The sequence below is a fragment of the Dyella halodurans genome, from assembly GCF_026283925.1.
Classification (GTDB): Bacteria; Pseudomonadota; Gammaproteobacteria; order Xanthomonadales; family Rhodanobacteraceae; genus Dyella; species Dyella halodurans.
Genome location: NZ_JAPDPF010000001.1, coordinates 189,879 through 211,345, shown reverse-complemented (window position 1 = coordinate 211,345; position 21,467 = coordinate 189,879). Strand labels below are relative to the sequence as shown.

The 21,467-nt window shown below is 65.3% G+C and carries 15 protein-coding genes; 7 read left to right on the top strand and 8 right to left on the bottom strand.

The genetic code is table 11. The features are described 5' to 3' along the window. Positions 1–158 precede the first annotated feature (158 nt). Both sucD and sucC read right to left on the bottom strand, forming a co-directional pair. Positions 159–1,034, bottom strand: a complete 876-nt coding sequence (sucD, locus tag OUZ49_RS00910) for a succinate--CoA ligase subunit alpha (RefSeq protein ID WP_266148017.1) — start codon at positions 1,032–1,034, stop codon at positions 159–161. A 14-nt stretch (positions 1,035–1,048) separates the two neighbouring features. Continuing rightward, entirely contained in the window at positions 1,049–2,212 is a 1,164-nt protein-coding gene (sucC, locus tag OUZ49_RS00905) for an ADP-forming succinate--CoA ligase subunit beta (protein WP_323134889.1), read from the bottom strand. A gap of 309 nt (positions 2,213–2,521) precedes the next feature. Between sucC and OUZ49_RS00900 the strand changes: the two genes are divergently transcribed. Together OUZ49_RS00900 and OUZ49_RS00895 are read left to right on the top strand one after the other, a co-directional pair. Continuing rightward, on the top strand, positions 2,522–4,177 hold the full coding sequence (locus OUZ49_RS00900) for a sensor histidine kinase (RefSeq protein WP_266148016.1): 1,656 nt from the start codon (positions 2,522–2,524) through the stop codon (positions 4,175–4,177). A gap of 54 nt (positions 4,178–4,231) precedes the next feature. Further along, positions 4,232–5,638, top strand: a complete 1,407-nt coding sequence (locus tag OUZ49_RS00895) for a sigma-54-dependent transcriptional regulator (RefSeq protein WP_266148015.1) — start codon at positions 4,232–4,234, stop codon at positions 5,636–5,638. Positions 5,639–6,055: 417 nt separating this feature from the next. Here OUZ49_RS00895 and OUZ49_RS00890 read toward each other — a convergent pair whose 3' ends face one another. From OUZ49_RS00890 to OUZ49_RS00875, 4 genes are all read right to left on the bottom strand, one after another. After that, positions 6,056–7,636, bottom strand: coding sequence for a hybrid sensor histidine kinase/response regulator (locus OUZ49_RS00890; RefSeq protein ID WP_266148014.1), 1,581 nt, complete (start codon positions 7,634–7,636; stop codon positions 6,056–6,058). A 30-nt stretch (positions 7,637–7,666) separates the two neighbouring features. Next, positions 7,667–8,113 carry a response regulator gene (locus OUZ49_RS00885; protein ID WP_266148013.1) on the bottom strand — a complete coding sequence of 149 codons (447 nt, stop codon included), beginning with the start codon at positions 8,111–8,113 and terminating at the stop codon, positions 7,667–7,669. Continuing rightward, the gene (locus OUZ49_RS00880; protein WP_266148615.1) at positions 8,110–9,906 is read right to left on the bottom strand and encodes a sensor histidine kinase; all 1,797 of its coding nucleotides are present in this window, start codon (positions 9,904–9,906) and stop codon (positions 8,110–8,112) included. The genes OUZ49_RS00885 and OUZ49_RS00880 overlap by 4 nt, the downstream gene beginning before the upstream one ends. A gap of 103 nt (positions 9,907–10,009) precedes the next feature. Then, positions 10,010–12,373 (bottom strand): GH92 family glycosyl hydrolase, encoded by a 2,364-nt coding sequence (locus OUZ49_RS00875; protein ID WP_266148011.1) that lies wholly within the window; start codon positions 12,371–12,373, stop codon positions 10,010–10,012. 153 nt (positions 12,374–12,526) lie between these two features. Between OUZ49_RS00875 and OUZ49_RS00870 the strand changes: the two genes are divergently transcribed. The 4 genes from OUZ49_RS00870 to OUZ49_RS00855 are packed head-to-tail and all read left to right on the top strand — an operon-like array spanning position 12,527 to position 17,492. Beyond that, positions 12,527–13,573 carry a LacI family DNA-binding transcriptional regulator gene (locus tag OUZ49_RS00870; protein WP_266148009.1) on the top strand — a complete coding sequence of 349 codons (1,047 nt, stop codon included), beginning with the start codon at positions 12,527–12,529 and terminating at the stop codon, positions 13,571–13,573. A 14-nt stretch (positions 13,574–13,587) separates the two neighbouring features. After that, positions 13,588–15,291: a glucose/galactose MFS transporter gene (gene gluP / locus OUZ49_RS00865; RefSeq protein WP_266148008.1), complete on the top strand. Its 1,704-nt coding sequence runs from the start codon at positions 13,588–13,590 to the stop codon at positions 15,289–15,291. A 9-nt stretch (positions 15,292–15,300) separates the two neighbouring features. Beyond that, entirely contained in the window at positions 15,301–16,278 is a 978-nt protein-coding gene (locus tag OUZ49_RS00860) for a carbohydrate kinase family protein (protein ID WP_266148007.1), read from the top strand. Further along, positions 16,275–17,492, top strand: a complete 1,218-nt coding sequence (locus OUZ49_RS00855) for an AGE family epimerase/isomerase (protein ID WP_266148006.1) — start codon at positions 16,275–16,277, stop codon at positions 17,490–17,492. The genes OUZ49_RS00860 and OUZ49_RS00855 overlap by 4 nt, the downstream gene beginning before the upstream one ends. 60 nt (positions 17,493–17,552) lie before the next feature. On the opposite strand, the gene OUZ49_RS00850 is transcribed toward OUZ49_RS00855, so the two are convergent. After that, positions 17,553–18,179: a hypothetical protein gene (locus OUZ49_RS00850; RefSeq protein WP_266148005.1), complete on the bottom strand. Its 627-nt coding sequence runs from the start codon at positions 18,177–18,179 to the stop codon at positions 17,553–17,555. Positions 18,180–18,236: 57 nt separating this feature from the next. Further along, a complete protein-coding gene (locus tag OUZ49_RS00845; protein WP_266148004.1) occupies positions 18,237–19,790 on the bottom strand; it encodes a mechanosensitive ion channel family protein in 1,554 nt (517 codons plus the stop codon). Positions 19,791–20,489: 699 nt separating this feature from the next. Between OUZ49_RS00845 and OUZ49_RS00840 the strand changes: the two genes are divergently transcribed. Further along, the gene (locus tag OUZ49_RS00840; protein WP_266148003.1) at positions 20,490–21,305 is read left to right on the top strand and encodes an SDR family NAD(P)-dependent oxidoreductase; all 816 of its coding nucleotides are present in this window, start codon (positions 20,490–20,492) and stop codon (positions 21,303–21,305) included. Positions 21,306–21,467 lie beyond the last annotated feature (162 nt).

Sequence of the window (21,467 nt, the reverse complement as noted above, 5' to 3'; positions counted from 1 at the left end):
AGCGCACCCTGTGCGCGATCCCAGCGTTGCCGCTACGTAGGTTTTTCGCGCACAGGGTGCGCTCCTACACGGGTAAGGCCGCACACTGGGAAATCATCGCGCAAAGAAAAAGGGCCGCGTCGCCGCGGCCCTTCTCATGACGGTCATGCCGACCCGACTTACTTCTTCATCAGGCCTGCGAGGGCCTTGCCGAGGTCTGCCGGCGACTTCACCGTGGTGACGCCAGCCTTCTCCAGCGCCGCGAACTTCGCCGCGGCCGTGCCCTTGCCACCGGAGATGATCGCACCGGCGTGGCCCATGCGCTTGCCCGGAGGAGCCGAAGCACCGGCGATGAACGACACCACCGGCTTGGTCACGTACTCGCCGATGAACTCGGCGGCGTCTTCCTCAGCGCTGCCGCCGATTTCGCCGACCATGATGATGCCTTCGGTCTGCGGATCGTCCTGGAACAGCTTGAGGCAGTCGATGAAGCTCAAGCCATTGATCGGGTCGCCGCCGATGCCGATCACCGTCGACTGGCCGAGGCCTTCGTTGGTGGTCTGGAACACCGATTCGTACGTCAGCGTGCCGGAGCGCGAGACGATGCCGACCTTGCCCGGCATGTGGATGTGACCCGGCATGATGCCGATCTTGCACTCGCCCGGGGTGATGATGCCGGGGCAGTTCGGCCCGATCAGCACGGTTTCCGGATGCTGGGCCAGCACGTTCTTCACGCGCAGCATGTCCAGCACCGGGATGCCCTCGGTGATCGCCACGATGACGCGGATGCCGGCGTCGATCGCCTCGAGGATCGAGTCGGCCGCGAACGGCGGCGGCACGAAGATGACGGACGCGTCGGCGCCGGTCTCGTCGACCGCTTCGGACACGCTGTTGAAGACCGGCAGGCCGATGTGCTCGCTGCCGCCCTTGCCGGGGGTGATGCCGCCGACGACCTTGGTGCCGTAATCCAGCGCCTGCTGGGCGTGGAAGGTGCCCTGCTGGCCGGTAAAGCCCTGCACGAGGACCTTGGTGTTCTTGTTAACGAGAACGCTCATGGTTCAGTTGCTCCTCAGGCCTTGGCCGCAGCCACGGCTTTCTGCGCCGCGTCGTTGAGATCGTTGGCCGGCGTGATCGCCAGGCCGGAGTTGGCCAGCAGTTCACGGCCCAGCTCCACGTTGGTGCCCTGCAGGCGCACCACCACCGGAATCTTCAGGCCCACTTCCTTCACCGCGGCAATGATGCCCTCGGCGATCAGGTCGCAGCGAACGATGCCGCCGAAGATGTTGACCAGGATGGCCTTCACCTTGTCGGAGGAGAGGATCAGCTTGAACGCCTCGGTCACGCGCTCCTTGGTGGCGCCGCCGCCGACGTCAAGGAAGTTGGCCGGCTCGCCGCCTGCCAGCTGGATCACGTCCATGGTGGCCATGGCCAGGCCTGCGCCATTGACCATGCAGCCGATGGTGCCGTCCATGGTCACGTAGTTGAGGTTGTAGGTGATCGCGGCAGCTTCGGTGGCGTCTTCCTGGGTCAGGTCGCGCATGGCGGCCAGATCGGCGTGACGGAACTCGGCGTTGTCGTCGGAGTTGACCTTGCCGTCGAGCGCGGCGAGGTTGCCGTCCTCGAGGATGGCGAGCGGGTTGAGCTCGACCAGGGACAGGTCCTTCTCGTTGAACAGCTTGTACAGCCCCAGCATGATCTTGGTCAGCTGGCCGACCTGCTTCGCATTGAGGTCCATGGCGAAGCCGAGCTGGCGGCACTGGTACGGCTGCAGGCCTTCGACGAAGTCCACCACGATGGTGTGGATGTCTTCCGGCGTGTCCTTGGCGACCTGCTCGATGTCCACGCCGCCGTGCTTGGAGGCGATGAACGAGATCGACTTGGAATCGCGATCCGTCAGGATCGACAGATACAGTTCCTTGGCGATGTTGGTCGCGTCGGTGACCAGCACCAGGTTCACCGGCAGCGCGCGTCCAGCGGACTGGTAGGTTTCCATGTGGGTGCCGAGCATGCCCTTCGCAGCGGCATGGACATCATCGAGGCTGCGGCAGAACTTCACGCCGCCGGCCTTGCCGCGGCCACCTGCGTGGATCTGTGCCTTGACCATCCACTGCGAACCACCAAGGTGCTTGGCGGCGTCGACAGCGGCATCGGGAGAGTTGGCTACCTTGCCCGGCGGCACGGCGATGCCGTACTGCGCGAACAATTCTTTGGCCTGGTACTCGTGGAAATTCATTCGATACCTCGAGCGAACTGGGGAAACATGGAGGCCGCGGCAGACTGTGGGGCCTGGGCGGTCGAGGGGACGGACGGCGGTACAAGCGCTGCCGGGTATACATGCAGTGCGCCGACGCCTTGCCTGTCGACATGACGAAAACCGCGCAATACGGCCAGGTATTTTCGCGGAAGCGGGCCCCGATGGAAAGGGGCAGATCGCCAGGCGCCGACTCCGCGCGCCCTTGATGCCCTACCCCTATACGGGGTTGGCGGCCCGTTTATACTGATCCGGACCGTCCGGTCGGCCCATTCGAGAGTACCCCGCCAGGTGTCCAGCACCGTTCAGCCCGTGTACCCCAGCGCCCGCCCGGCTCACGAAGCGGCGCGGCATGAACTCCTGTTCCTGAACTGCTTCCGCCTGGCCCAGGCCCTGGTTTACGTAGGCCTGTCCCTCAGCCCCACCACCCTGGGCTGGCCCAAACTAACCGACGTCGGCCTGGCCCGCGGCGTGGCGGTGCTGTTCCTGCTGTTCGCGCTGGGCATGCTCTCGCTCACCCGGCGTTCCACGCGGCGCATCCGGCTCTCAGTCTCGGGGGCACTGGTGGTGGACATCATCGCCGCGGTGCTGGCCATCACCACCATGCACGACGCGCGCATCGGCATTGCCATGATGCTCGCGGTCAACCTGGCGGCCGGCGCGCTGATCCTGCCCTTGCGCCTGTCCTGCTTCTTTGCCGCCCTGGCCACGCTGGGCGTGATCGGTCACTCCTTCCTCGAGAGCCGGCACAACAGCCTCAGCATCGACAGCGAGCTGCTCGAATCGAGCCTGTTCGGCCTGGCCTACTTCGCCATCACCATGCTCTGTTTCGTGCTGAGCCGGCAGATGCGCGCCACCGAGGCGCTGGCCGAACAGCGCGGCGTCGACCTGGCCAACCTGGCCCAGGTCAACGAGCTGATCATCCGCCGCATGAAGACCGGCGTGCTGCTGGTGGACGATGCCAACCGCATCCACCAGATCAACGAGTCGGCCTGGATGCTGCTGGGCAACCCCACCGCCGACCAGCGCGACCTGGGCCGCGTGGCGCCGGAGTTGTCGCGGCGCCTGTATCACTGGATGACCTCCGGCAAGCTGGACGAATCGGCCACCCAGCTGGCCGACGGCGTGCCCGAGGTGGTGCCGCGCTTCAGCCGACTGGCGCCAAACGACGACTCCCATGTGCTGATCTTCCTCGACGACACCTCGCTGGTATCGCGCCGGGCGGAAGAACTTACGCTGAGCTCGCTGGGTCGCCTGTCCGCCTCGATCGCGCATGAAATCCGCAATCCGCTGGCGGCGATTCGCTACTCCGCCCAGCTGCTGGCCGAATCGGAAGGCCTGGACCAGACCGACCAGCGCATGGTCGAGATCATCAACAACCATTGCGTCCGCCTCAACGAGATCATCGAGAACATCCTGCAGCTGTCGCGCCGCGAGCGCTCGCGCCCGGAAACGCTCGACCTGGGCCACTGGGCCAATGGCTTCGTCGACGAGTACCGCCAGGGCAACGACCTCGGCGAGGATTCCCTGCGCGTCATCCAGGCCAGCACCCCGGTCGCCGCCGTGGCCGATCCGCAGCAGCTCCAGCAGGTGGTGTGGAACCTGGTGCAGAACGCCCTGCGCTACGGCCGCCTGCCCGGCGAGCCGGCGCGGGTGATGGTGGTGGCGCGGCACGGCGAGCATGGCGTGCCGATCCTGGAAGTGATCGACCGCGGCCCGGGCATCGCGCCCAAGGTGGCCGCGCAGATCTTCGAGCCGTTCTACACCACCCACGAATACGGCACCGGCCTCGGCCTGTACCTGGCGCGCCAGATGAGCGAGGCGAACCAGGCCTCGCTGGAATATGTGCGCGTGGCGGGCGGCGGCAGCTGTTTCCGGCTGGTGCTGACCCCACCGGCGCGTGGTCCGGCCGAGCATGGCGAGACCGCGCGTGCCGCCCAACTTTGACCCTTGCGCGCGTCGCCTAGTAACCTTTCCGCGCTACCTACTTCCCGAGAAACCATGAGCGCACAGACCGTCCTGGTCGTTGACGACGAACGCGACATCCGCGAACTGCTAACCATCACCCTGGGCCGCATGGACCTCCAGGTCGATGCGGTAGGTACCGTGGGCGAAGCCCGACGCGCTCTCGGGGAGCGCAGTTACGACCTTTGCTTCACCGACATGCGCCTGCCGGATGGCACCGGACACGAGGTGATCGAGCTGATTTCAGCCGAACATCCCGATACGCCGGTGGCCATGATCACCGCCTACGGCAACGTCGATGCCGCCGTGAGCGCGCTCAAGGCCGGCGCCTTCGACTTCGTCTCCAAGCCGGTCGACATCCAGATGCTGCGCCGCCTGGTGCGCACGGCCCTGACCCTGGCCGAGGAAAAGCGCAGCGGCCACGCCGCCTCCGCGCGGCAGGATTCCAACGAACGGCTGATCGGCGACTCCTCGGCGATGCAGCAGGTACGCGCCACCATCGGCAAACTGGCGCGCAACCAGGCGCCGGTCTATATCGCCGGCGAATCCGGCGTGGGCAAGGAACTGGTTGCCCGCCTGATCCACGAACAGGGTCCGCGCGCCAGCGGTCCGTTCGTGCCGGTGAACTGCGGCGCCATTCCGTCCGAACTGATGGAGAGCGAGTTCTTCGGTCATCGCAAGGGCAGCTTCACCGGTGCCGCGGGCGACAAGGAAGGCCTGTTCCAGGCCGCCAACGGCGGCACCCTGTTCCTCGACGAGGTGGCCGAGCTGCCCCTGCACATGCAGGTGAAGCTGCTGCGCGCGATCCAGGAAAAGGCTGTGCGTCCGATTGGTGCGCGCGAGGAGGTGCCGGTGGATGTACGCATCCTCTCCGCCACCCACAAGAACCTCGCCACCCTGGTCGAGCAAGGCCAGTTCCGCCAGGACTTGTTCTATCGCATCAACGTGATCGAACTGCGCGTGCCACCGCTGCGCGAGCGGCGTGGCGACGTGACCTTGTTGTCGAACTTCGTGCTGCGCCAGCTGGCCGCCAAGAGCGGCGACAGCCCGGGCCAACTGTTGCCCGCGGCGTTGCAGGCGCTGGAAAGCTATGACTTCCCCGGCAACGTGCGCGAGCTGGAAAACATCCTCGAACGCGCCATGGCCATGTGCGACGGCGACCTGATCGACGTCAGCGACCTGATGCTGCCGCAGCGCACGGCACGCGCTGCCGCCGAGGCGATCCCGGCCATGGCCGGCGGCGCGCCAATGGCGCCCCCGCCCGCCCCTGCCGCGTCGCCAACGGCCGACGGTGGCCTGGACGACTACATCAGCAACCTCGAGCGCACGGCCATCATCAAGGCGCTGGAGGAGTCGCGTTACAACAAGACGGCGGCGGCCAAGAAGCTGGGGATTACCTTCCGCGCCTTGCGCTACAAGTTGAAGAAGCTGGGTATCGATTGATCGCAAAAGGGCCGAACGCTGTTCGGCCTTTTTGTTATGGGTCCTCGAATCCTCAAGGCGGGCCGTTGGTGGATCGTTGGATCCCCTGGATTCCATGCCGCCATCCCTGTGGCTTTTAATCGCCGCATTACTGGCCAAGCGCGCTGAACACCCCTCACCGTCATCCCCGCGAAAGCGGGGATCCAGTGCTTTTTGCATTTTCGGCTGCACTCACGAGACTTAGCTCGCCTGTGGCGGGCTTGAGGGCCGCCGCAGGCGAGTCCGATCACGGTCACGCTGATCAAAGGCAAAGGCGCTGGATCCCCGCTTTCGCGGGGATGACGGTGAGGGAAGATGGTGGGGATGGCGGTAAGCGAGCGCTCTGTTTCTGCTCGCCTCGCGCCCGCCCAGTTTGCGCCAGCGCCGCCGCCAAACTCCCTACAGCGGCCCCTCCGGCAACTGTGTCGCCGCCCCCGCCTCCAGTGCCTCACGCACCGTCCGCAACAGCTTTTGCGTCGAGATCGGCTTGTCGACCAGGTACAGGTGTTCCATCACCGGTAGTTCGTCCATGTCCGGTGGTGCATCGGGGCGCGCCAGCAGTAGGACGGCGCGACGATAGCCGTGGTCGATCAGGGCGGCCAGCGTGCGCACGCCGGTGAACAGGTTCATGTCCGCATCCATCACCACCAGGTCGGGCACGCCCTGCGCTTCGATCCATTGCAACGCCGCCGTGCCGCTTTGGCTGGCGTGGGCCTGATAACCCCACGAGTCGAGCGTGTCGACCAGCAGCGATAGCTGGCCGGCTTCTTCGGCGACCACGAGGACGCGTTCCGCCTCGCCCTGCAGATTGAAATGCTCTTCCTGCTCGACGGCTTCGGCGGAGCGCTCCAGCAACGGGATGTAGATATGAAAACGCGTGCCCTGCCCCGGCGTGCTTTCCACCCGCATGACGCCACCGTGCGCCGTGACGATGCGCTTGCATGACACCAGGCCCAGGCCCGTGCCCGTGTCCTTGGTCGTGAAGAACGGTTCGAACAGATGCTGCAGCACGGCTTCGTCCATGCCCATACCGGCGTCGGCAACGGTCAGGCACAGGTAATTGCCCGCGTGCGCTTCCTCGTCGCTGGCGAAGAATGATTCCTGCAGGGCTGCTTGCGTCGTCTCGATGCGCAGGCTGCCTCCGTCGGGCATGGCCTGGATCGCATTCAGGCTTAGATTCAACAGGCATTGCTGCAGTTCGGTGTGATTGCCGTCGAAGGTGAGCTCGGTATCGTCCGCATGCATCTCCAGCATGACCGCACGCGGCACACTGCCCTGCAACAGTAAGGCGAGAGCGTCGAGCAGCGCGCCGACGCGCACCTGTTCGGCGCGCCGCGCGCCACGCGCGAACGAGAGCATCGACTGCACCATGTCCAGGCCACGCTTGCCACAGTCGCGCACAAGGCGGCCCAGGCGCGCCAGTCGGGGGTCCTGCTGATAGTCCTGAAGGCTGTCGCCAGCCAGCAACAAGGGTTGCAGCAGGTTACGCAGGTCATGGCTGAGACCGCCAGCGAGCATGGCCAGGCTCTCGAAACGTTGGGCGCGGATCAGCTCCGCTTCGGCGCGCCGGCGTGCCCGCTGGGCGTCGGCCTCGCGCAAGGCGCGGCGTACCGCGGAAGCCAGGCGCGCGGGATTCTGCTTGAGAATGTAATCGGTGGCGCCGTTGCGCAGTGCCTCGATCGCTGCCTCTTCGCCCAGGGTGGCCGAGACGAAGATGAAAGGAAGATCCTGGTCCCGTTCGCGCAACAGGTCGAGCGCTCGTTGGCCGGAAAACCCCGGCATGCTCAGATCGGACAACACGATGTGCGGATCGAACTCCTCCAGCGCCGCCACGTAATCGCGCTCTTCGTCCACCAGGCGTACGTCGTATTCGATCGCGTCGGCATCCAGTTCCGACAACACGAGTTCGGCATCGAGCTGGCTGTCCTCGATCTGCAGCACGCGTATTCTGGCAAGACCCCACTGGTGCCTATCTGGCATTCGCCACTCCAGAGCCTGTTTCGATCCGACTCAATCCTGCTCCGGGCCCTGATTCAGCACGGCCCAGAATTGTCCCAGCGTCCGCACGGCGTCAAAAAACTGATCGACGTCGACCGGCTTGATTACGTACGCATTGGCGCCGATGTCCCAACTGCGCGCCAGGTCACTCTCCTCGCGCGACGAGGACAGGATGACCACAGGCACGCGGCGAAAGCGCTCGTCGGCGCGCAGGTGGGTCAACACCTCGATGCCGCCCATGCGCGGCATCTTGATGTCGAGCAGCACCACGGCGGGATCGACCGGCTCGCGCCCCGCCCACTCGCCGCGGCAATACAGATAATCCAGGCAGTCGACGCCATCTTCCACGTGCACGACGGGATTGGCGAGATGGGCGCCGTTGAGCGCGTCGAGCGCCATTTCAGCGTCGGCGAGACTGTCCTCGACCAGCAGGATGGTGCGGATATCACGGTGATTCATGGCCGCCTCTGGGCAAGACTCTCCGCCAGATCGGAGGACGGCAGCGTGAAATGGAAGCGGGCGCCCTGGTCCGGCTTCGCATCCGCCCACACGCGGCCACCATGTCGCGAAATGATGCGGCGGACATTGGCCAGGCCAATGCCGTTGCCCGGGAACTCGGACGCGCGATGCAGGCGCTGGAACACGCCAAACAGCTTGCCGGCGTACTGCATGTCGAAGCCGGCGCCATTGTCGCTGACCAGGAATTCGTAACTGCCATCCCGATTGCGCTGGACATCGACATCGATGCGCGCGACCTCGCATTTGCCGGTGTACTTCACGGCGTTGCCCAGCAGGTTCTGCCACACCGTGCGCAGCATGTTCTCGTCGCCGATGACGATTGGCAGCGGCGCGATCGACCACACGATATGGCGGCCGTGCGCATCGGTCTCGGCCAGCGCGCGCGCCTCGTCGGCGAGCGATTGCATGTCCACCGGCTGCAGGCGCAGCGCGCCTCGACCCAGGCGCGAGAACACCAGCAGGTCCTCGATCAACAGCGCCATGCGGCGGGCGGCATCGTTGATCACCTCGATGTAGTGCTTCGCCTTCTCGTCGGCCCCATCGCCCAGATGATGCGACAGCTTGCCAGCGAAACCGCTGATGTGGCGCAGCGGCGCGCGCAGGTCATGCGACACCGAATAGCTGAAGGCTTCCAGCTCGCGGTTGACGTCCGACACCTGTTCAATCTTGCCTTCGAGCTGGCGGTTGAGTTCCTTCACCTGCTGTTCGACCAGCGCGCGTGCGGTCACGTCGCTAAGCGTCAACAGCAACACCGGCTCGCCCTCGCCATCCTGCTCCAGGCGGCGGGCATTGATCACCACGTGACGGTCGACGCCATCTACGGTGCGCTGGATCAGCTCGTAGTCCCACAGTTCGCGATCCAGCAGCAGCACGTCGTTCAGGCGTTGCAGCAGCGCGCTGTCGGTCCAGGCGCCGTCGCCGATCTCGGTCAACGGCAGCGACTGTCGGAAATCCGGCGGCAAGCCATACAGCTCGCCGAACGCCGCATTGACCAGCAGGGTACCGAGCGAGGTGTCGAGCAAGGCAATCGGCTCGCGCACCGCCTGCACGATCAGCTGCGAGCGCTGCACAGCCTGCCCTTCGCGTACCTCGGCGCGCAGGCGCCGGCTGATCTGGCGTTCGGACACGATGACCACGATGGTCAGCAGCACGATCTGCGCAATCGCGGTGATCGCCAGCGCCAGGCTGCTGTTGAAGGATTCCCGCTGGGCTTCGGTCCGGCGCGCCAGCAGGGTGCTGTCCTCATTGCGCACGATGCCGTCGATGAGGTCGTCCATCTTGAACAGCGTGCCGGAATCGCGCATGGCGTCGCTGGCGCCGGCCTGGTCGTGCTGCTCGAAGCGCTGGATGGCCAGGCTGGTGAGCGCCAGCCGGCCGTTGACGGTGGAACCCAGGGCGCCGATCAGGGATTGCTGGTCCGGACTGTCGCGCGTCATCTCGCGCAGCTGGGCCAGCAATGCTGGCACTTGATGGCTGGCGCGCTGGGCCCGCATGCGCACCTGGGGATCGACGTCGCCATTGATCAGGCGGTAAATCGCCGCCTCACTGTCGCGTGTCACATAGGCGATCCGGTAGGTCAGCGACTTCACTTCCGACGAGTGCGTCACGCGCTCGTTGGCCTTGATCGCCTCGCCCGCGCCACTGCGCGTCACCATATAGGGCAACGCCACGATCACCAGCACGGCGAACAACAGGCCACCCAGGCGCCAACGCAGCGCCATGCGGTCCTTCATGGCGGGCCGCAACGTCGACGCCAATTTCCAGGATGAGCGCAACATGTAGGCCATGTTTGCAGAATCACCCTGGGAATTGCCAGCTTTATAACCCAGGGATTTCTTACATAGCGGGCCAGCGATTCCCTGGGCCGCTCATCGACGACGGCCTGGCCTCAGCGGCCCGCCCCCAGCTGCGATTGGGTTCCGCCTGCATGGTGAAGTGCAGTTCGCCGCCGGCGAGGATTTCCCCATGACGCAGGAAGACGCGATCCAACGGCTTGCCGTTCAAGGTGACAGTACCGACATAGGGGTGGGCGTCATCCAGTGGTTCGGCGGTGACCGTGAAGTCCTTGCCATTGCTCAGGTGCAGGGTGGCGCGAGAGACGAAGGGCCGGCCCAGGGCGTACTCGTCACTGGCCGGGGTCACCGGGTAGAAGCCCAGGGCAGTGAAGATGTACCAGGCCGACATCTGGCCCAGGTCGTCGTTGCCGGCCAGTCCATCCGGACGCTGCGCGTACTGGCTGTCCATGATCTGCTTGAGCCGCTTCTGGGTCTGCCACGGTGCGCCGGCATAATCGTAGAGGTAGGCCAGGTGATGGCTGGGTTCGTTGCCATGGGCATACCAGCCGATCAGGCCGGTAATGTCTTCCACGTTGGCGAATTTCGATGGATCGACCTTGGCGTCGAACACGCTGTCCAGCTTGGTCACGAAGTTGGCATCGCCACCCATCGCCTTGACCAGACCGGCGACGTCCTGCGGCACGTACCAGGAGTACTGCCAGGCATTGCCCTCGGTATAGTCGGTGCCATAGCCGGCGGTGTCCGGGTTGAACGGCTCGCGGAAGCTGCCATCGACCTTGCGCGCACGCATGAAGCCGGTCTTCGAGTCATACGCGTGGCGCCAGTTGCCGGCGCGCTTGTCGAACGTGGCGGCAATGTCCTTGCGTCCCACGGCCTTGGCCATCTGCGCCAGCGACCAGTCGTCGTAAGCGTATTCCAGGGTCTTGGACGCGCCCTCCGGTTCCTTGTCGATCGGCACATAGCCGAGCTTCATATAGTCGCCCAGGCCGCCGTAGGGCGCATAGGTCGCGCTGGCTACCATCGCCTTGAGTGCGGCATCCACATCGAAGCCGCGCACACCCTTGATATACGCATCGGCGATCACCGGCACCGCGTGGTAACCGATCATGCACCACGTCTCCAGGCCCTGGTACGCCCATACCGGCAGGATGCCGAACGGGCTGGCCTCACGCGCGGCGATCAGCGAGCGGATGAAGTCGGTGCTGCGCTGGGGCATCAGCAAGGCCATCAGCGGCTGCTGGGCGCGATACACGTCCCATAGCGACCAGGTCGAGTGGAATTCGAACTTGCCGTTCGTGTCGGTGGCCTGATGCACGGCGCCATCGGGGCCACGGAACTGGCCGTTCACATCCATGCTCAGGGTGGGCGACAACATGGCGTGGTATAGCGAGGTGTAGAAGCCGACGCGCTGGTCCTTCGATGCGTCCACATCGATCACCGCCAATGCCTTGTCCCAGGCGGCACGCGCTTCGGCGCGGCGGGCGTCGAAGTCCCAGCCCTGCCCTTCCGCATCGAGATTGGCGATGGCGTTGTCCTCGCTCACCGGCGAAATCGCCACCTTGACGCCCAGCGGCTGCTTCAGTTCGCCGAAATCGAAGACGGCTTCCAGCGCACGCCCGCTTTGCGCATCGCGGTCCTCGGGCTGATGGCCTGGGCCGGCGAAGCCCTTGTAGAGATTGTCCGTCTCGCGGTTGAACAGCGTGCGCGAACGCAGCGGCTGCGAGAAGCGCATGGCAAAACACAGTTCGCGGCCAGGTGCCCAGCCACGGGTCGTGCGGCAACCGGTCACGGTGCCGTCGTCATACACGCGCAGGCTCGACCACAGCACCTTGCCCTGGTAGTCGTAAATGCTCGGCCGCAGGTCCAACAGCAGGTGCGCCGGCTTGCCAGCCGGGAAGGTGTAGCGGTGCCAGCCGACGCGACGCCCGGCGGTCAATTCGGCGCGCACGCCGTAATCGCTCAACGTCACCGCGTAATAACCCGCCTGTACCGTCTCGCTGTCATGGCTGAAACGCGAGCGGTAGCCACTGCCCGGCTTGGCCACATCGCCCGGCTCAAGCCGCACGTCACCGGCAATCGGCATCACCAGCACGTCACCGAGGTCCGAATGTCCCGAACCGGAAAAATGCGTGTGCGAGAAACCCAGCAGGCTGCTGTCGCCATACTGGTAGCCGGCCGCCCATTTGTAGGCGTGCTTGAAGTCCGGCATGGCGGTATCCGGCGACAGCTGGATCATGCCGAACGGCATCGTCGCGCCAGGAAAGGTATGACCATCGCCTCCGGTGCCGATACTTGGATCGACGTCCTCGGCATGGCCGGTGGCCGCGTGACTCAGGCCGGAAGACAAGGACAGCGCGGCGGCAAGCAGGCTCGGCAGCCATGCACGGGACGGCAAACAGCTCATGGATTCCCCTCAGGAAGAGATTTGAATCGTTCTAAATTCGAAAACTAACATTCCCCAGTGCGCTCATGCATGCTGCATCGCGCCATCGAATCTGTTTCCGTTTCACCGCGGGGGCAGGTTACATTTAGATCGTTCTAATCACAGCGGCCCGCTATGGAAAGCCAGACATCCGTTGATCGCAAAATCACCCTGAACGATATCGCCGCCGGCTGCGGCGTGTCGCGCGCCACCGTATCGCTGGTGCTGCGCGGCAGCCCGCTGGTCAACAAGCATACCCGTGCGCGGGTCGAAGACGAACTGCGTCGCCAGGGCTATGTCTACAACCGCGCCGCGGCCAACCTGCGTCGACGGACGTCGTCGAGCATCGCCCTGGTCGTCAATGAACTGGCGAACCCGTTCTTCGCCGAATTCGCCGCGGGTGTCGACGAAGCCCTTGGTGAAGCAGGCTTCGTCACCCTGCTTGGCAGCAGCGGCGAGTCGAGCTCGCGCGAACACGCCGTGCTCAGCTCGCTGATCGAGCATGGCCCGGGCGGCATCATTCTCTCGCCGGCGGAGGGCAGTGAAGCGCGCGCCGTGCTGGCGGCCGTCGGTGCACGCACACCGGTCGTGCTGTTCAACCGCGAGCTGGGGGGCACCCTGCCGGAATACGCGCACTGGGACCGGCTGATGCTGGACAACCAGCGCGGCACGCGCCTGGCCACGGAACACCTGATCGCGCAGGGGCATCGCCGCATCGGCTTCTTTGGCGGGCATGACGATTCCAGCTCCAGCCGCGAGCGCTATGCCGGCTACGAGCAGGCCATGCAGGCCGCCGGCCTGGCCATCGCGCCGAACTGGCGCGTGGAAAGTGCACCGACGCGTGTCGATGCGGCGCGCGCCACGCACGCCCTGCTCGCTGGCGATGCCGCGCTTACCGCCGCGGTTTGCTACAACGATGCCGTGGCGCTGGGCTTGATGCTGGGCCTCAATCAACATGGCCGCCAGCCGGGGCGTGATTTCGCCGTGACCGGCTTCGACGATATCGCCGAAGCCTCACTGAGCATGCCGCCGCTGACCACCTTGTCCACGGCACCTCGTGCGCGTGGGCGCCAGGCTGCCGAACTTATCCTCGCCCGTCTGCAACAACCGCAGGCCAAGGCAGGCACCGTCGTCGCACCGGTGGAGCTGGTGGTGCGCGAAAGCAGCTGTCCTCCCCTCTGACCGACGGAATCCGCATGGCCTTCGCAGCCCCTCCCACCTTGTCGACCGGCGCGTCGCAGGGCATTGGCAAGACACGCTATACCGACTACCCGCTGGCAATGGCGGTGGCCACCACGATTTTCTTCATGTGGGGCTTTCTCACCGTACTGAACGACATCCTGATTCCGCACCTGAAGTCGGTGTTCGAGCTGAACTACGCACAAGCCATGCTGGTGCAGTTCACGTTTTTCGGCGCGTATTTCCTGATGTCGCTGCCCGCCGGACGGCTGGTGGCGGCGCTCGGCTACAAGAAGGGCATCGTGGCCGGGTTGGGCATCGCCGCGCTCGGCGCCTTCGGCTTCTGGCCCGCGGCGCAGTTGCACTCCTACGCGGCGTTTCTCGCTGCGCTGTTCGTGCTGGCCACCGGCATCACGGTGCTGCAGGTGGCGGCCAATCCGTATGTCGCCCTGCTGGGACCGGAGCGCACCAGTTCAAGCCGCCTGACCCTGGCGCAAGCGATGAACTCGCTCGGCACGACGCTAGGGCCGTTGCTCGGCGGCTTGCTGATTCTTTCCGCCACGTCCGCGTCGATACCGCCGAGCCTGCACAAGGCGCCGGAGACGGTGACGCTCGTGCACGCGCTCAACAATGCCGAGCCCGCGCAAGCCATCGTCGCCATGCAACAGGCGCCTGCCGACCGCCTGATCGCCGCCCTCGGCGATGCGGCCGCGGGCTCGCTCGATCGGTTGCCGAGCGACCAGGTGGCGGCGACGATGAGCCAGTTGCCGCCGGAGCGACTGGCGGACGTCCTCGACAAGCTTCCGGTCAACCAGCTGGCGGCCACCCTGGCCGCGCAATCGACCGAGCGCATGGCGGCCTTGCCGGCGGATCGACTCGCCAGCGCGCTCGACAAACTCACCGCCGCACGTCTGGACGCAACCACAGCGGCGCAATTGCTGTCCGTACGCGAAAAGCTGTCCGTCGACACCCGGCAGAAACTGAGCAGCTATCGCCAGAAACAATCGGACCTGGTCCGCGCGCCTTACCTGGGACTGGGCCTGGTCCTGATCGTCCTCGCGGCCGGCGTGTGGATGTTTCGCATGCCCGCACTGACCGAGGCAACCGAACGGGCGGACCAGACCCATCACACCCTGCTCGACGCTCTGCGCCATCCGCATGTGTTCTTCGGCGTACTGGCGATCTTCTTCTACGTCGGTGCCGAGGTCTCAATCGGCAGCTTCCTGGTCAACTACCTCTCGCTGCCCGATATCGGACATATGAGCGAGCAACAGGCATCGCGCTATGTGTCGATGTACTGGGGCGGCGCCATGGTGGGACGTCTCGCTGGCTCGGCCATGCTGGTATGGATCAATCCGCGCAAGCTGCTGGCGGCCTTCGCGACCATCGCCGGCCTGCTGGTGATCACCACCATGCTCACGCATGGCCAGGTGGCGATGGCCAGCGTCATCGCCATCGGCCTGTTCAATTCCATCATGTTCCCGACCATCTTCACGCTGGGTATCGAGCGCATGGGCCCGATGACCGGCAAGGCGTCCAGCCTGCTGGTGATGGCCATCGTCGGCGGCGCCATCCTGCCGCTGGTGCAAGGCGTGCTGGCTGACCGCCTCGGCATCCAGCACGCTTTCATCCTGCCGGTACTTTGCTACGCGTATATCGTCTTCTATGGCCTGCGCGGCTCGCACATACGCGACCAAGCCCTGCCCGCTTCTACTTCCTGAGATTCCTTGATGTCACGCACCATTCTCTGTTTTGGCGAAGCACTGATCGACTTCCACAGCGAAGGCGGCGATGAATTCGGCTTTCCACGCAGCTTCGTTCCATATGCGGGCGGCGCACCGGCCAATGTCGCCGTCGCGGTGGCGCGCCTGGGGGGCGCGGCTGCCTTCGCCGGCATGTTGGGCAAGGACCTGTTCGGCGACTTCCTGCTTGACAGCCTGCAGCGCGCAGGCGTCGACACGCATGCTGTGGCGCGTACCGGCGAGGCGAACACCGCGCTCGCCTTTGTCGCACTCGATGCGCAGGGCGAGCGCAGCTTCAGTTTCTATCGTCCGCCGTCTGCCGACCTGCTGTTTCGCGCCGAACACTTCAGCGACGACTGTTTCCGCGAAGCGGCCGTTTTCCACGTCTGCTCCAACAGCATGACCGACCCGCAACTGGCCGAAACCACGCGCGAAGGCATGCGTCGTGCGCGCGCGGCCGGCGCCCTGGTTAGCTTTGATCTCAACCTGCGCCCGGCGCTCTGGCCGCGCGAGGTCGAGCCGCGTGCCTTGCTGTGGCCAGCGCTTGAATTGGCTGATGTGGTGAAGCTGAGCGCCGAGGAGTTCAGCTGGTTGGCGGTGGATGGCGAAGAGGCGACGCTGGAACGGCTGTGGGCCGGCCATGTGCGTTTACTGGTCGTCACCGATGGCGCCAACCCGCTGCGCTGGTTCCATCCCGATGCGGACGGCGAATTGCCGGTCTATGCCGTGCCTGCGGTGGACACCACCGCCGCGGGCGATGCCTTTGTCGGCGGCTTGTTGTGCAAGCTCGCCGGGCTCGATGCCAGCGGCGATCGTCTCGACCGGCTCGTCACCGAGCTGCCGCGCCTGCACGCCGCCCTGCGCTTCGCCGCGGCCTGCGGCGCGCTGACCGTCACCCGCCAGGGCTCGTTCGCCGCGATGCCGGACGAGGCCGAAGTGCTCAGCTTCATGGAGACTTACGCATGACCACGGCTGCAACGCCCGATTTCCGCAGCGAGGCGTTCCTGCGCGCGCACGTCGCGCAGACGATGGCGTTTTATCATCCACGTGCCATCGACCCCGCCGGCGGGTTCTTCCACTACTTCAAGGACGATGGCACGATCTACGATCGCAGCTATCGTCACCTGGTGAGCAGCACGCGCTTCGTCTTCAACTATGCGATGGCGGCGCGCGAGTTCGGCAACGCCGACTACCTCGAGGCCGTATGGCACGGCCTGCGTTATCTGCGCGAGGTGCATCGCGACTCCGTCTCCGGCGGCTATGCATGGACAATTCGCGACGGCAAACCCGAAGACCGCACCAACCACGCCTATGGCGTCGCCTTCGTGCTGCTGGCCTACGCCACCGCGCGCAAGGCCGGCATCAAGGAAACCGAGGCGTGGATGGACGAGACCTGGAACCTGCTCGAGCAGCGTTACTGGGATGCCGAGGCAGGTCTCTACCGCGATGAAGCCGACGAGCACTGGCAGTTCAGTGGCTATCGCGGCCAGAACGCGAACATGCACATGTGCGAGGCGATGCTTGCGGCCTATCAGGCCACCGACGAACCGCGTTACCTGGAGCGCGCGCTCACGCTTGCCGACCATATGACGCGCCGGCAGGCCGCCAAGGCCGATGGCCTGGTGTGGGAGCACTACGACAGCCAGTGGCAGGTCGATTGGGACTATCACCGCGACGACCCCAAGCACCTGTTCCGCCCCTGGGGCTTCCAGCCCGGCCACCAGACCGAGTGGGCCAAGCTGTTGCTGATCATGGAGCCGCTGCTGCTCGAGCGCGGCCGCGAGGAAAACTGGCTGGCGCCCACCGCCATGCGCTTGTTCGACACCGCCCTCGCTCGCGCGTGGGACAACGAACATGGCGGCATCTGCTATGGCTTTGCGCCGGACGGCCGGGTCTGCGACGACGACAAGTATTTCTGGGTGCAGGCCGAATCCCTGGCCGCCGCTGCGCTGCTGCACGCGCGCACCGGGCTGGCTGCATACGACAGCTGGTACACGAAGCTGTGGGACTACGCCTGGCAGCACTTCATCGACCACCAGCACGGCGCCTGGTACCGCATCCTCAGCCGCGACAACCGCAAGCTCGACGACGACAAGAGTCCGGCCGGCAAGACCGACTACCACACCATGGGCGCATGCTACGAGGTGATGGAACTGATCCGCGAAGGCGGCGTGCCCTGAGCCCTCGGCAAGCTGCCTGCACCGCCGGGAAGGTCGCACGCGCGACCTTCCCGCGGTAGCTCAGCCTTTTGCCTTGCCCTGCGGCGTGACCGTGACCACCACCGCCTCCACGTAAGTGATGCGCACCATGTCGCCCACTTTCAGCTGGCTCATCCTTGCCTGGCGCGCCGGATCCTTCACCTCGATCACGTGCTTCTCGCCATTGTCCCCTTGGAGGGTCACCGTGTGATTCTTCATGTCGACAGCCGCGAGCTTGGCGACGATGGTGACGGAATGGCCCGCCGTCATGCCCGGCTTTTGGCCCTTGGGAGCGCCGACGACACCACCTTCGACGGCCACGCCGGTCGATGCGCTACCGGCAGGCAATAGCTCGAGCGCCAGCGCACGTTGGTAGTGGGCGGTGACCAGGTCGCCTGCCTTCAGCTGGTCCAGGTTCTTTACGTCGGGGCCGGCTTCGATCGTGGCTTCCTCACCGTCGGCGCTACGCAGTGTGATCATGCGGGTGTCGTGATCCACCTTCACGACGGTGGCCTTGAGCGTGTCTTCGCTGCGCGCCATCTCGTGCGCCGTGCTGGTCACTGTTGACGAATGCGCCACCTCCTGCGGCTGGGCAACGGCAACCAGCGGCAGGGCCATGGCGATGGCAGCGCCAAGCAGATAGGAACGGGAACAATGCCGGGTGTTCATGATGACGATCTCCTTCGGGTCACGTGGACAGGGACGGGTCTCCTGACCGCAGGCGCATTACGCCGGCGGCCCACTATCGGCAGCCGACGCCGCGCTGCCCTTGCTGCTATCTGAAGCCTCCGCAGGATCCGAGCCAGCCGGTTCGCGCGCGGGAGGGTCGTACCAATGCTGCGTCGGCACCCAGACCTTTTCGTCCGGCTGCCGGCGGTAGTGAGGCGACATGATCTGCACGCCGAACTCGTTAAATGCGTCCTGGATGTTCTGATGCAGGTCGGACAGCGTCTGGACATAGATCGCCGGATCCAGGCTTCCCACGTTGAGCTCGTATTCGGCGTAGTAGTCTGACAACGCGGTCTGCAGCACGAACGGCCGCGGTTCCCGCAGCAGGCCGGCGGTGCGTGAGGCGGCCAGTTCCAGCAAGGCCGCCACCTGTCGCCACGGCGTGTCGTAGCCGATAGTCACCGAGGTAGTGAGCAGCAGGGCGCCTTCTTGTACCTGGCGCGTGAGATTGCGCAGCGGTGTGGATGACAGCACCGAGTTCGGGATGATCACCTCTTCGTGCGTGCGCGTGACCAGCTTGATCGAGAGCGCCCCCATCTCGCGCACCGTGCCCTCGTGGTCTCCCACGTGCACGAAATCACCCACGCGCACGGCACGCGAATACAGCACCACCAGCCCGCTCATCAGTTGATTGACGATGCCGGCGGAGCCGAGCGACACCATCAAGCCGACAAACACGCTGACACCCTTGAACGCGTCACTGCCGGCACCCGGTATATACGGGTAGGCGACCACCAGCGCGAACAGCCCGACCAGGACCGATACCAGCTTGCGCGTGATCGAAGCCGTCGGAGGATCAAGCCAACCCACCTGCACCTTGCCGTGCTCCACGGCATGGAACCAGGCGGAGACCAACCGAATAATGCCCCGCGTGATCAGGAAGATCACCACCATGGTCAGCAGGTTCGGAATCTGCCCAACCAGGACCGTGAGCATCTGCAGCCCCAGGTCGAGCATGTACAGGCCGAGCTGAGCACCCCATGGACGGCTATAAGGGAACTGCCGAAGCACGTAGCTCAGCCACAGGTAGAACAGGAAGAGCACCAGCAGCAGGTGCACCAGCGACACCAGGCGCCGCAACGTGCTCCATACCAGCGGTCGGAAATCGAAGCCGGCGATGTTCAGGCGCAAGCGCACCCGGGTGATCGCGATCAGCTGGCGCTGCACGACACGATTGAGCCGCATCATCAACCAGCACAGCAGCACCAGCACCAGCGTGGCCACCACGGCCATGGCGATATCCGTGAACAATTCCATCGGCCGGCGCGCCTCGGATCGCTCCTTGACGATGCTGCGCAACACCTCGGCCGCTCGATGTCCTTCCTGCTCCACCGCCGCGCGATCGCCGCCCGCCACATCGCCGGTGAGGATAGCGAACAGCACCACGTTGTCGGCCCGAATGATCACGCCCTTGTCCGCGCCCGACTCGGCCCAGACTTCGGAGATGTCGTCGACCGTCAACTTGTCCAGCGCGTCGCCGATCCGCTTGCTCGCCGCAGCGGCGCGATCGCGCGCCGACAGGCCACGAATCGGTACGGACAGCGTCGTCACCGTACGATTCCACACGATGATCGGATACGTCGGCGTCTCTGACGCCGTCAGGGCCGACGGTGCGCTCGCCGCGCTCGCTGGTGGCACAGCTGCCAGGGAAAGGCCCGGCAGGCAGGCCAGCCAAAGCACGAGCAGCCAGCACAAAGTCCGCCGCGCATGCGGGCCTTGGCGCTCGCCTCCCTCCCGTGCCTGCCCTCGGTCAACGCATACGGGGTCGTTCGTGTACGCCATAAAGTGTCAAAGCCCTTCCCGGCCATGAGACGAATTGCGGCAAGCCTTCTTTACGGCATCCTCCCCGCGCCAGCAGCGCCCATGGATGGCCGCGGCGCAACGCTTCCGGGAAGTCGTCGTCATGCTCCCGGTCGTGCTCTTGCCACTCAGGGGACGCGCTTCCCTGGAGCCATCGGGTCCTGCCAGTACCCGAAGGCGTCAAGCGGCCACCACAGGCTAAGTAGCGCGCCCGTCGTCACGATGGCGTGAGCATCGGGGCCGCCCCCCGATGGCCGAATGCCGCGCCCGGGTCACCTCGGCATCTAGCTGATTGGGGAGTGACCTCGCCCTTGCCAGGCGATAGGGTGAGCCCCACGCGCACCGCGACTGGGCGCCCAGGCGTGTCCGTAGGGATGGCCAAGGCACGGGCCCTGTCGGGCGCTGCAGCACATCGATGAAGCATGCGTCTTTTGCCTGGAGGTCTCCGTCATGTCACCAAGCCACAAGCTCGATACGGCGCTGATTACCGGCGCGTCCACCGGCATCGGCGCCACCTATGCCCAGCGCCTGGCCCAGCGCGGGCACGACCTGGTGCTGGTGGCTCGTGACCAGGCGCGCCTGCAGTCCCTGGCCGAACAACTGATGCGCGAGTGCGGCGTGAACATAGCCGTCCTGGCTGCCGACCTCACCGCGCAGCCAGAACGCGCGCTGGTGGAACAGCGCCTGCGTGAGGACGACAACATCGGCCTGTTGATCAACAACGCCGGCATGGCGGGCACCGGCCCGATCGTGGCGCAACAGCTGGAGCGGTTCGAATCGATGATCCAGCTCAACGTCATCACTCCCACGCGACTCACCAGCGCCATCCTGCCGCGCCTGCTCGCGCGCGGCCACGGCGGCATCATCAATATCGCCTCGGTGGTCGCACTCGCTCCCGAACTGTTCGACGGCACGTACAACGCCAGCAAAAGCTATCTGCTGAATTACACCCTTACGCTGCACAAGGAAGTGGCCGGGCGTGGTATCCAGGTCCAGGCCGTCTTGCCGGGCATCACACGCACCGAGATCTGGGAACGCTCGGGCATCGATGCGAACACCCTTCCCGCCCACATGATCATGGAAGTGGACGAGATGGTGGATGCCGCCTTGGCCGGCTACGACATGGGCGAGTTGGTCACCATTCCTTCACTGCCGGACGTCGAGGACTGGAACCGCTACACCGTCGCGCGGCAGCGTTTGGCACCGAACCTTTCACGCGATCACGCCGCCGATCGTTACAAAAGTGATATTTCCGAAGACGCCTGAGGCGAGCCATCGGAAACCCAGTCATCGCCGTTGATTCGCATTCAAGGGACAACGGCTTGGCACCGACGGCGAACTTGCCGGGCCGAGCAAACCGCCCACCGTCGATCACCCCTCTGCGGCGCACGACCCTAGCCTGCCCGCAGCCTCACTTTGGCGTCTTCA